Below are 12,186 nucleotides of genomic sequence, written 5' to 3' on the forward strand. Positions count from 1 at the left end.
CTTAAAACTCTTTAAGAACTCCTTGTCGTTTAATAGTGACTCTTTGTCAATCATACTCTTATAAAGTTAATTAAATAAAAAATGCGAAGTCCTTTCCAACTCCGCATTTTTATAACTTACACACTTTATGAGACGGTGTCCTGAAAAATCTTGATTTTAGCCTTCAACGTATTTACAGCAATGCCAAGTATTCTAGCGGCTTCGGCATTGCTCTTTGCAAGCTTTAAAACGTTGGTAATATGTCGTCTTTCAACGGATGCCAAATCTAACTTATTGTCTTCATTTGGCTCTAAAATTCTATGAGGAACTGAACCTATACCAACATTTTCTTCATTATAAACATAGAAACTTTCGATAACATTTTCTAATTCACGGACGTTTCCGGGAAATTGATAATTCAGCAACAATTGATAAACTTCTTTATCCAATATCAACTGTTTCGATCTTTTAAAGATTTTTTTCTTAGTTTTAACGAAAAAATCGATCAATTCCCTTCTTTCTTCTTCTTTCCTCTCTCTTAGGGGCGGTAATGATAACTCAGTTACGGTTAATCGATAATATAGGTCCCAACGAAAACGACCTTCTGCACATAACGATGGTAAATTCCTATTGGTGGCAGCTATAATTCGTACATCTATTTTCTTTTCCTTACTTGAACCTACGCCTAATATTTTTTTCTCTTGAATAACCCTAAGTAATGCCTGTTGCATGAAAGGAGAAATATCACCTATTTCGTCCAAAAAGATTGTACCTCCTTTAGCCTCTTCAAACAAACCTATTTTATCTTCAACAGCGCCTGTAAAAGCCCCCTTTTTATGGCCAAATAACTGCGAAGACAGCAATTCATCCGTTAAGGCGGAGCAATTAATGGCGACGAAAGGTTTTCCAGAGCGAGCAGACTCTTGATGGATGAAGTTTGCTAAATGTTCTTTTCCAACGCCGCTTTCTCCATAAATCAACGATGTAACAGAATCTGCCGCTGCAATCATTTTAGCTTTTTCATAAGTAGGCTCCAGCGATTGTGTTATCTTATAGTCCTCAAAATATTTGCTCAAAGCCCTTTCTTTCATTAAGCTACTCAATGGAATAGTTGACTTTTCCGTAGCTATTTGCAGCAATTCTGGTTTACCATTCTTAGTATGCTTTCCTGGTCTTACTTGGTATAAGCGAGTATTAAATGCAGACGACTCATTTATCAAGTACCAAGATATCTGCATAGCAGAGGTTCCCGGCGAAAAGAAGATCTCGATATCATCGTCAAGATGATTCTCTAAAAGGTAGTATTCAACTTTACTTCGTATCTCGTCTATATTAATAACATCTTGAATATCGATGTAATAGACCTGGACAATATGATTGATAAACTCCTTTCTTAATTCCGTACATAGTAATTCAGCTTTTTGATCAGGTTCCTCTGCTTTGCCCCTACATAATATGATATGTCTATCATGATTATAGAAATCTCTATGAAAATTGAACGTCGGCCCACTTAAATTCACTTTGTTACCTCTCTCGTTATTCTCTTGTTGAAAATCATGCATAGTTGCCACCCATGAAATAAGTGTTTTCATATCAATATTTGATAGTTAAAAATCAAATATTGATATAATTAATGATTAAAACAAACCAAAAACAAATATTTTTCATTTGGCACACGATTAGACTTGTATACCGTAAATGAAAAAGAAAGGAGGTATATAAAAATGGCAAGAAAACATCAGTGCACCGCGACGCAGGAACAGGACAATTCGTAACAAAAACTTATGCGGATAAACATCCTAAAACAACTGTTAAGGAAACAGTCAAAAAAATCAAATAATTAACAGGAGTTATCTTGGACAAGGTGACTCCATTTTTAAACAATTTATAAGCTTTACAATATGGCTATAATAATTACTTACGACATTCCGTCTAAACATCGGGAATTCAAAGAAATGATGTTTAAACTAGGGTACAAAGACAGTATTCCCGGAATAACAATTTGTAAAACAATTTACTTTCCAAACACAACTCTCTATCACGAAAGCAAATCTGCTAGTAATGCAGTAAACGACGCTCAATCGGTTTGCAAACAACTAAGCATCTCTTTGACTAGATGTGTGTCGACAGAGTGGAACAGCTGGTATGCTATATGCGGAGAACCTTTTAGTTAAATTAGAATGAGAGAAACTAAATTTAAAATACTCTCCATAGATGGAGGCGGGATAAGGGGACTTATCCCAGCCAAAGTCTTGGCTGAGTTGGAGGCAGAACTTCAAAAGGAAGACCCGGACAAGAAATTATACGAACATTTCGATTTGATTTGTGGTACATCAACTGGAGCGATTCTCGCAATTGGCATCTCCCTAGGGATACCTGCCAAAGATTTGGCTAAATTTTACGAAGACCATGCCAATATCATCTTTCCTCGGTTTGTATTTCGCTTTTTACCACGAAAAAGTAGAGCTTTCTTTAACGCTATATATAGCAACAAAAAGCTATTGAAGAAATTGAAGGATGTATATGCTGATGCTAACGGAGGAAGAGACCCATTAATGAATGATCTGAAGACTAAAGTATGCGTTCCAGCTTTCAATGGAAATGACGGAGCAATAAACGTACTAAAGACCAAGCATCATCCAGAGTACAGAAGGGATTATAAACTTCCTGCTTATCATGTAGCAATGTCGAGTGCCTCTGCTCCTGTCTATTTCCCTCCTCATACATTTTCGTTTAAAAATGAGTTTGGCGAAGGAACAAATGTTAATATGATTGACGGGGGAATTTTTGCGAATAATCCTGCTTTGATAGGCGTGTTTGAAGCAACGGACAAACTAGATATTCCAATTGGAAATATAATTTTACTATCACTTGGAACAGGCCAAGGAAAGCAAATTATTAAACGCTCTTGGCGACCAAAAAATGTATTTGACTGGTTGTTTCCAAACCCGAAGCTCGTAGAAATAGTGCTAGATACACAAGCACAAATCACGGAGCAATATCTTAATTTCTTGCAGCGTGCTTTGGGGAAAATTGGAAACACATTTCAACATCTGCGGATACAGTACGATATGAAAGGGGACAATATAGAACTTAATTCTTCCAAAAAAAAGCATATAGACCGAATGAAATCTATTGGGGAGGAGTTAGCAAAAAATAGATTAACAGAAATTTTAAACTTTTTAAAACAATAACAATATGGCAAACTGTCACAATTTATTTCAGGATTATCACTCAGAGATATCCATTGGCTCAAAAAAGAATGAGAGAATGAAGAATTCAAAAGAAGGCCTTCGTACCAGAATAAGAAAATGGTTCAAGGAAAACCACCCGGAGTATATCCCATATTTTTACATCCAGGGATCTTACAAAATGAAAAATGGAATTCGCACGTCAGAAGATATTTGCGATCTAGACGATGGAATTTATTTTTTCCGTGCACCAGATGTCACCGCATCAACACTTAAAGAATGGGTTCGGCAAGCGGTTGACGGTTACACCAATACTGCTGCGGAGAATCGTAAAAAATGTGTTCGCTCAATATTTTCGAATGACTACGAAATTGACCATCCTGTCTATTATAAAGAAGAGGGAAAAGAGTATCAAATCGCAGTTAATGGAGTTGGTTTTGAAGACAGTGATCCCAAAGCCATGGTAAACTGGTTTATTGCGAAAAAAGATAAAGAAGGGCGACTTGTTAGAATTGTGAAATATCTAAAGGGCTGGGCTAATCAACAATCCTTCAAAATGCCCAGCGGATTAGCCTTAACTATTTTAGCAAGCAGTGCTAAAGATCAGATTGTCCTTAACGAGCGTGATGATATTACATTAAGAGACATTGCAAAAGAGATTAAAAACGAACTGAATAGAGCTTTTAAATGCATCGTACCTGCTGTACCAAATGATGATCTATTAGAAAACTATGCCAACAAAGAAAAGTTCTTAGATGCATTGGATAAATTTATCGAAGATGCTGATGTGGCAATCCGTGGAACCAATCATAAAGACGCTAGTAAACAATGGCGCAAACATTTGGGTGAAAGATTTCCTCTTGGTGAAGACAACGAAGAAAAGAAGTCATATGGCGCAGCTGCAGCGGCTGTCGGAGCAGTAACATCATATCCATTTGGCCATGAATAACGCATACATTAAATTTACGACTGATGCTGATGAAACAATAAGTGAATTTCCCGAACTACAGTTATGTATTCGGGAAGATTCACTTCCGTTTTTAACCGGGAGTATTGTACTCAGAGACGAAAAAAATGCCGTATATGACATATATTCTATAAAAATAGAATGTATTGACAATTATCCCAACAGCTTCCCCTATGTATATGAAACTGGAAAGCGGTTACCCCATAATATAGATTGGCACGTATACTCCGACGGACATTTTTGTATTTGTACACCCGTCGAGGAATACATCCACTGCGCTGGAGAAATTACACTTTTAAGCTTTATTAAAGAACACCTTATACCGTACTTACACAACCAAAGTTTCCGAGAGAAAGAAGGATATTTTCTTAACGAAAGATCCCATGGCTCAGAAGGGATCTTAGAATCTATATATGCTCTATTAAACGTGAATGAATTAAATAAGGCATATCAACTACTAAAATTTATCTATAAAAATGAAATTCCGTCACGCACATCGAAGTGTTTTTGCCGTAGTAATAAAAAATATCGGTACTGCCACAGAAGTTCCTACCAAAAATTAAAAAACATTGGTCAAGATCGCCTGTTGGAAATAATTAATTATTTAAAACGTATAATCAATTCTCAATCAACTCATATTTGAAATGCTCATTTGTTGCATACCAGTCTTGATGTTGATTTTCGAAGGAAACGGCATCTTCCCTTGAAACTATTACCTTATTCAACTTAGGTGTTTTCTCTAAAAGTTTTCTGAGGTTCTGATCTCTATTCACAGGGTCTTGATAAACTAGCACATAGCTATTCAAAGGATATTGGTTAATGAAATCATTTAAAGAGTTAGCCAATTTCCCTATTTTATCAAGATCGAGACTGGAAAGAGAATTAGCACAAGTTATAACAACTGTATGAGGCAAGATAAACTCGTCCCTATAATAACTGGAGTTACTTTCGCCTATGGCGCTACAGAGATCAAAAGTATCATTTGGTTTAAAGATTCCTGAATCAATGAATTCCTGGGACTTCGAAAGCATAGTCTTAGAAATATCGACTCCCAAGTAATGTACTTTCCTTCCAATATGGGATTTGAAAACATTATTGAATGCTAAGGAGGCTGTCAAAGGTCCACATCCAAAGTCTACAAACATTACTCTATCATTCGTTTTTTGAAACTTTGACAAAAAGATTCCTTTGTGATTTAGAAAGATATTTTCCAAGGAAAGAAATTGCTTTCTCATATTCCAATAACAATATAGCAACACATTCTCGCGCGCGGTATAATAGGTCAGAAGCCCCTGATTACCTATTAAATCGCCTACGTTCTGCTCGTAGTTTAAATCGACCTGCTGGTCAAAGTCAGCCATACCATATCGTATTAGATTATTACGGGCAAAATCAGTATTCAACCCTAATATCTGATTCGGCCAGTTGGTTCGCTTATCTTTTCGAAGCGGGGTCTCCACCAAGCTTTCAAATGCTCCTTTAAAAGGTTCGGCAATCTGAACAGTTTTTACATGACGTTTAGAAATAGTATCATCAGGGAAATAGATTGGTGCTCCACTTATGATATCTGGCAACGAATTGTTGATATATCCTCCCTTTGACTTACAGTACTCTATCAGGCGCAAGTATATCAGATTGCTGGATAAAATATTGTCATTACCAATTAGTATCATTTGTTCTCTAGCTCTAGTAAGCGCGACATTTAGCTTCCTATCAACGTCGCCTTCGTCATTCAAATTTATCATACCTCTTAGCTGAAAAGGATTATTAATTGAAAAGGAATAAATAATTATATCTCGTTGACTCCCCTGGAAACGCTCAACAGAGTCCACAGTAATCGCTTCATAGTTTGGAACCACTGCTTCCTCCAACTTCTGTTTAATAAAGGCTATTTGACTTCTAAAAGGTGCTATAATACCTATGGTTTTATAGGGATCGAATACTTTATTATTTGATTTATATAAAGAGATAATATCTTTAACGATTTTAACGACAAAATCAGCTTCGAATGAATTGGATTTAGCATAAAGATCATCAACATTTTTATTATTGAAAAATATCAAACGTTTTTGACTTAGCAGTTTTGATATGGTATTTACACTAGACTCGTGAAAATCCAAATTTGAAACCTGTCTTTTTAGCAAATTTTTGGTTTCAATATTAATATCTGGCGTATCATAAGCTTCGAGCAACAGACCTTTATAGAATGCAAAATTGGGAAATAAAGAGATCTCTTTATGCATGCGCCCTTGATATGTTAATGTATCGTACGAATCCGTTAAGCCTTGATCTCCGCAGAATTTGTAAAGACGCTCAAATAAGGAATTTTTTCTATTAAAAAGTCCTATCGACTCGAGCAACTTATCATTTGTTTTGGATTTTTCTATTGACTGTAAAGATATTGCAGGCAATTGTTTATGGTCTCCTATAAGAATAAACTTAGATGCCTTAGACAAAATGCCCACCAATTGCGGCTCCAAGATCTGAGAAGCCTCATCAACTATAATATAGTCGAAAGTCTTTACTTGAAAAATATTCTGTTTGCCTCCGACAGAAGCCACGGTAGAAACGTATACATTGTTCTGAACAATTACATTCCTTACTTCAGCACGGTCAAATTTTTTATTCAATGAAAGGAGTTCCTTTTCTTTGTCTTCCATCACAATATCTATAAGATTATCGTGGTATTCATCGCTAGTAGACAACCTTGAGCCGAAACGTATAAAATTTAAATTCTCTCGACCACCGCAGGCATTATCAATAGCTTCGCAAAGTTCGTCAACTGCTCTATTTGTATACGCCAAAACTAAAATGCTTTTTTGAGCATCAATCAGTTCTTTAACGAGATTTTTAATAATAATCGAGGTTTTTCCTGTCCCAGGAGGGCCATTCAGTAAGAAGTAGTCACTGGCTGATAATGCCTTATTGATCACTTTTCTTTGTTCTAAAGACAGAGATGGATTTCTATAACCGTAATCTCCTTCTTTCTTAGGGTGCCTTTGCGTCAATATTAAATCTTTAAATGATTGTTGAGCTTTTAAAAAACCATAAAGATTCCTATACATAGAATTGAAAGAGGTCTCCATAAAATCACTTTCTAAAGCCCACTTTCCATTCAGTCCAAACGAATCAAAGAAAGCCTTATTGCGCTGTTTGTATCTAAAATAAACAGTCACATAGTCACCTACAATTTCCTTTACTGTACACTTAAAGATCTGACTGTGAGATACAATTTCACTGTCTGTATTGCGAGGATACAGGACGCAAATATCTCCCTTTCTAAAATTAACATGTTTATTTTCAAGATTGGCTCTTTTAAATACGATCACTTGCTCTTCACTGTCAATTTTGTTTTCTACAATTTCCAGGTCGTATAATATCTCGAACTTACTTTTCTTCTCCTCAAAACTATCCAGCCATAGCCTTGCTAAACCATTTGATCCCCCCTCCCTATCTCTGTCGGGTCCTCCAACTTTGCTTAAAAAATGTTCATATGAGACATAGTTTGCAAATGAAATAAAATAACTTTTCTCTAGATCCGTAGCCGAAGAAATGGGAGTTAAAAAATCGATTATTTGAGGTTCAATCCTAATTCGAAAATTAGGATGAATCGTCTTATTGATCAAGTTTTGCGGAGTTATCCTATAAAGAATATTTTCAGTAGTTTGTTTATTGTCTGCAATTAAAAGGTGTTCAGTAGCTACAATTCTATTTCTAAGATCTATAACCTTTTGAAATCCTCTTAAATATCCTCCGGTATTTCTTAGATTACCTTCATTAGGTTTCGAGTATAGTATGAAACCTTGTAACCGACTATTCACCTGGCTCAGACTTAATTTCCCTACCTGAGAATAAAGAATATAATACATAAATAATTGGGCAATATGATTGCCTTTAATACTAGCTCCATCATCAGGAAATGGTGTGCTTCCAGATTTAAGCTCGATAATCTTGGACACCTCAACACCTTTTCGCCAATCGAGCATATCCAATCGACCTTGTAGGCCGAACTTTTCGGACAAAAAAGATGGCTCAAGTGAGATATTCTCTAAATTTATGTCTAATTTGGAAAACCCGTTTTCGATAACATCTTTAATTTTTAAAAACTGCTTGTGGCAATCTTCATGATAGCTTTTAAATTCTTGTATATCGTTGATATCTTTACAGGTTGTATATTCAAGTGGGGTTGTTTTGAAGTGTTTCCGGAATACACTGCTAAATTCTATCGGTGTCTGTGGATTTGAAAAGACTTCATCAACAACTAAGTTGGCAAAATTTCCCAATAAGAGATGTTTCGAATCAGGCTTTTCTTCAAACTTTGATTTAAAAAATAAAAGTTCGCTTTCTCCATAGTCTTGGATACATTCAGCAATAGAGGATACATCTAATAGATAATCCGGCTCTAGAACAATTATCTTGGGGTGAAAAACTCCATTACTATCAATTTCAATATCAATAAGATACAACAAAGCACCAACCCAAAAATTATTGCATGATGTAATAGCATCATTCACTCCCGATTCAAATATTTGGATGGTTATTAGTTTATCGGGAGCAAACTCATACTTCTCTTTAACACTCAAAGGATCAATGTGACAAACCAAGTGATTCTCACGTTTTTCAACGATACAAACCTTTGCCTCACTTAACCGAACATTTTTGATAGATGCATAATCGACGCTCTGTTTTCTCTCAAATAATAATGTCGCGGGAATATTAATGCCGTAAATAACTTTAAGAAACCCTGCGAAAAGGGATACATGTGTTTTATAATCATCGTAATCAGGTTTAAGCCCCTCATGCAATACTTTATTGGCCGCAATACGTAATCCGTGTATTCCCCTATCTACTTTGTACTCATTGCAAACATAAACCAATCTAGAAAAAAAATCGGAAAACTGTGTTGAACTATTCGAGGTAAGGTTCTTACAAACTTTTTCCAACAACGTCCTGAGTTGCGGATATTTTATTGATAAAGATAAAGCCTCATTTTTATGAATGCTTTCAAGTTCCTCAAGAAATTCAAGTGCAATTATTTTTTGCGACATTAGTAAATATAGTAAGTTTTATATTTCAATTTATGATACGGAATGTGTAGATATTAACCCTTTCTTGATGTAAATAATCAATTATAATACACTTCGTTTGAGTGTTTCGGTAACACGCTTGTACATTTCCTGCATCTTCTTCTCATAGCCGGCGGAGCGGCCGCCAAAGAAATCTACATAGCCCGCCCCTATATCGCTAAAGATATTGGTGCCGATGACAACATGGGCAGCTATTGGATCATTATATCGTGAAATCTCTCTCCCTTCGATGGGATTGGTCGTGGTTATTATCATGGCATGCTACTTTTCAATTGGGTAAGGTTAATACCCAAGCCTAATATACATTATTTATTTTGAATTAATATGTTTGTTGTTACTAACTTTCAAGATTATTACAAATTGATAAGGCTAAGGTATTGGTTTGAAGGAATGGTTGGTTATGGGAAACCGTAACCAGCCCTCTTTATAAAACTATTTGAAATCGCTCACTTGAATCGGGAATTTATAGGGATACTGCGCATACACATATCATAAAGTTGCACTATGGAGCAAATCCGATAAAATTATTTCTTTCCAATCTATATAGTCTCAATTGGCGACTGTATCCACACGGCGATAAATATATGCATCGTGGTTAAGGGCGCCGGCGAGCGGAAAGAGAATAAGAAAACCGGCTGCTGTCGACTCACTGGGCACGACTAAATCACCATGTTTATCCAGTGCAAAGCAAATAGTCTCGGTAAAGAATCTATTGACTAATACATAGATCTCAAAGTCGGTATTTCTGAAGGAAACAAAGTTTTGCCGTTGGGGCTCAACTTTCCTCGTTCTTTCACGTACGACATTTCCTAAGGTATCAATTAGTTTGAAATGGATTTTATTTTTTTGGGTGAGCTCCAATGAAGTTTTGTATAGATAGTGCAGGCTGTCTTTTTTATAGTAATTGGGTTCGATATAGTTCCATAGACAATATTCATTATAAGCAGGGCTTTTCTCCTGGCTGCTATGATTATGGCCCAATATCTTCTGGGGATAATTATCAAAGATGTATGTTTCCTTCAATTCTACCTTCGAAACGCTATGTGCCGCAGCAGTTTGTGCCAAATACTTGGGCGATATGGAAGTACAAGAGATACACGAAAAAATAAATACCACCGAAAATAGTGCAATAGCTAGCGTACGCATATTTTGATGTTTTTTGATTTCTTTCATAAGCTCTTTTTTTGCGGAAATAAATTGTTGGACATTTCTTGATCAATTGGATATGCCGTTAAAACTCCTGATACCTATGTATATTAATCCATATAACTAAACTTTAAGTTGTTTCTAAACATTAGGTAAGCCCCTCAATAAATTCTGAAAAGGTTTTATTTTTAAAGACAGCTTCTTCATTTGACATTCCAATAAATGGTATTTCATAAATATCACTTGTGCTTTTTTTAACTGCATAAGCTGTACCACCACCATTGGAACCAAAAATAAAAAAATCATGTGCATATTCGTCAACGTTATAATCGATATGTTTACCATTTCCGCCAATTCTTATTAAAGCCAGCTTAGTTCCTTTCAGATCTAATGAAGCACCTCAATATATGAAAGCTGGCTTGGGCTGATCCATGTTACGATTTTTTTATCATAACTGTTTTAGATCCTCTAAAGTAAAATTTTGAATAGTACAGTCCCATTCATCGGAACCGTAAACGAACAATTCTAAACTATGCAGTTTAAAATCCGCTATATTTCCAACAAATCCAATACCCAGATCAATTCCTTTGGTTATTATGATTTTGTCGACCGACAAAATATCCTCTGAAATTGGGAGGATATCTTCTTCGTCAAAATACTTGAAAAATACATACTGCCCTACACGGGTACATTCCCTCTCTACAACATATAATTTTTCAATATGGCTATTTAAAGCCTGATATTTCTGAGCGAAAACAGAAAGCAATTCTGATTCTAAAACTGTTAACTTATTCATAGCTACACTAAGCTTCATAGATTTTCTAAATAATACGACGTTATTTTTCAATTGCCTTAGAAGATTCATAATCATATTGCTAGGAAGAAACATCTGATTCCCATTTCTTGAGATTTCGTTGATATCTATACTAAGCACTATAATTGCATCAATTCGAATCGCCTGTGCACGTTGCTTGAGCAATTCGCTCAATTTCCGTTGCATTTCAGATTGTGCATGGATAATTCCGGACGGTAATGCATATTATTTCTTTTTTTTCATTGTCGTAAAAATAAACAGCAATTTGTCGAGATCTTTAGTTGATTTTGCCTTGCCAAAAATGTGAATCAATTCATTCCACCCCTCGCCGCTTTTGCTATACATTATGCTTTGAATTGAATAGTCTCCATTACAGTTATAAATGGTCCAGCTTACATCTTGATCAAATATTTCATTTTTCAGATGCTCGGTTTTGCAACTTTTGCTTTTAGCTGGAAATTGGTTAGGATGATTACCGAAATATAAGCCTCCCGAAAAACCAGTATGATTTGTAGTGTCAGCAGGATAAAAATAGTAAACGGAAAAATCTTCTCCATTGGTTTCACGTATAGCATAATCTGTGGGTAAAGAAATCGAATACTTACTTTCCCCTAATTGCCTTTCTTCCAATGATTTTATAAAAGTGGTATCTGCCAAGCTATGTACAGATTTATGATCATTATTTTGTCCGTAGCTGGTCAATGTTAATGTTGTCAGCAGGACAATCATTGTCAATTGTATCTTCATATATTGGTTATCTTTTTAAGGGTTGGTAGCTCTATATTTTATACTTCATAACCGCTAGATAAGCATATGACTCACTTTTCCTGAAATTTCGTCGATATCTACACTTAGCCCAATGTCACCGTCAAAGAAATCTACATACCCAGCCCCTATTTAGTTAAAGACATTAGCGCCGACAACTACATCGACAGCTATTGGAATGTTGAAATTGGTCGTGGCTACTATCATGCAATACTACTTTTCAATCGGCCAAGGTTA

8 protein-coding genes are annotated in these 12,186 nt (G+C 35.6%); 2 read left to right on the top strand and 6 right to left on the bottom strand.

Features of this window, described 5'->3' with window-relative positions:
* Positions 1 to 125: 125 nt before the first annotated feature.
* A complete protein-coding gene (locus K7A41_RS17850; protein WP_265714764.1) occupies positions 126 to 1,571 on the bottom strand; it encodes a sigma 54-interacting transcriptional regulator in 1,446 nt (481 codons plus the stop codon).
* 588 nt (positions 1,572 to 2,159) lie between these two features.
* Between K7A41_RS17850 and K7A41_RS17855 the strand changes: the two genes are divergently transcribed.
* A complete protein-coding gene (locus tag K7A41_RS17855) occupies positions 2,160 to 3,173 on the top strand; it encodes a CBASS cGAMP-activated phospholipase (RefSeq protein ID WP_265714765.1) in 1,014 nt (337 codons plus the stop codon).
* Between the two features lie 4 nt (positions 3,174 to 3,177).
* On the top strand, positions 3,178 to 4,119 hold the full coding sequence (locus K7A41_RS17860) for a CBASS cGAMP synthase (RefSeq protein WP_265714766.1): 942 nt from the start codon (positions 3,178 to 3,180) through the stop codon (positions 4,117 to 4,119).
* 635 nt (positions 4,120 to 4,754) lie between these two features.
* On the opposite strand, the gene K7A41_RS17865 is transcribed toward K7A41_RS17860, so the two are convergent.
* The 5 genes from K7A41_RS17865 to K7A41_RS17885 all read right to left on the bottom strand — a co-directional run bounded on the left by K7A41_RS17865 (position 4,755) and on the right by K7A41_RS17885 (position 11,931).
* Positions 4,755 to 9,185: an AAA domain-containing protein gene (locus K7A41_RS17865; RefSeq protein ID WP_265714767.1), complete on the bottom strand. Its 4,431-nt coding sequence runs from the start codon at positions 9,183 to 9,185 to the stop codon at positions 4,755 to 4,757.
* Positions 9,186 to 9,266: 81 nt separating this feature from the next.
* Complete coding sequence (locus K7A41_RS17870) at positions 9,267 to 9,479, bottom strand: YbjQ family protein (RefSeq protein ID WP_265714768.1); 213 nt, start codon at positions 9,477 to 9,479, stop codon at positions 9,267 to 9,269.
* A gap of 294 nt (positions 9,480 to 9,773) precedes the next feature.
* Positions 9,774 to 10,397 carry a hypothetical protein gene (locus K7A41_RS17875; RefSeq protein WP_265714769.1) on the bottom strand — a complete coding sequence of 208 codons (624 nt, stop codon included), beginning with the start codon at positions 10,395 to 10,397 and terminating at the stop codon, positions 9,774 to 9,776.
* A 421-nt stretch (positions 10,398 to 10,818) separates the two neighbouring features.
* Positions 10,819 to 11,370 carry a hypothetical protein gene (locus K7A41_RS17880; protein WP_265714770.1) on the bottom strand — a complete coding sequence of 184 codons (552 nt, stop codon included), beginning with the start codon at positions 11,368 to 11,370 and terminating at the stop codon, positions 10,819 to 10,821.
* Positions 11,371 to 11,409: 39 nt separating this feature from the next.
* On the bottom strand, positions 11,410 to 11,931 hold the full coding sequence (locus K7A41_RS17885) for a hypothetical protein (RefSeq protein ID WP_265714771.1): 522 nt from the start codon (positions 11,929 to 11,931) through the stop codon (positions 11,410 to 11,412).
* Positions 11,932 to 12,186 lie beyond the last annotated feature (255 nt).

Origin of the sequence: Sphingobacterium sp. InxBP1, from assembly GCF_026191775.1 — a bacterium.
GTDB classification, from domain to species: domain Bacteria; phylum Bacteroidota; class Bacteroidia; order Sphingobacteriales; family Sphingobacteriaceae; genus Sphingobacterium; species Sphingobacterium thalpophilum.

Bases quoted from the DNA above. Each gene is read 5' to 3' on its own strand.
- K7A41_RS17875 (WP_265714769.1), bottom strand. From the start codon at position 10,397: ATGAAAGAAATCAAAAAACATCAAAATATGCGTACGCTAGCTATTGCA.
- K7A41_RS17855 (WP_265714765.1), top strand. From the start codon at position 2,160: ATGAGAGAAACTAAATTTAAAATACTCTCCATAGATGGAGGCGGGATA.
- K7A41_RS17850 (WP_265714764.1), bottom strand. From the start codon at position 1,571: ATGAAAACACTTATTTCATGGGTGGCAACTATGCATGATTTTCAACAA.
- K7A41_RS17885 (WP_265714771.1), bottom strand. From the start codon at position 11,931: ATGAAGATACAATTGACAATGATTGTCCTGCTGACAACATTAACATTG.
- K7A41_RS17870 (WP_265714768.1), bottom strand. From the start codon at position 9,479: ATGATAATAACCACGACCAATCCCATCGAAGGGAGAGAGATTTCACGA.
- K7A41_RS17865 (WP_265714767.1), bottom strand. From the start codon at position 9,185: ATGTCGCAAAAAATAATTGCACTTGAATTTCTTGAGGAACTTGAAAGC.
- K7A41_RS17880 (WP_265714770.1), bottom strand. From the start codon at position 11,370: ATGCAACGGAAATTGAGCGAATTGCTCAAGCAACGTGCACAGGCGATT.
- K7A41_RS17860 (WP_265714766.1), top strand. From the start codon at position 3,178: ATGGCAAACTGTCACAATTTATTTCAGGATTATCACTCAGAGATATCC.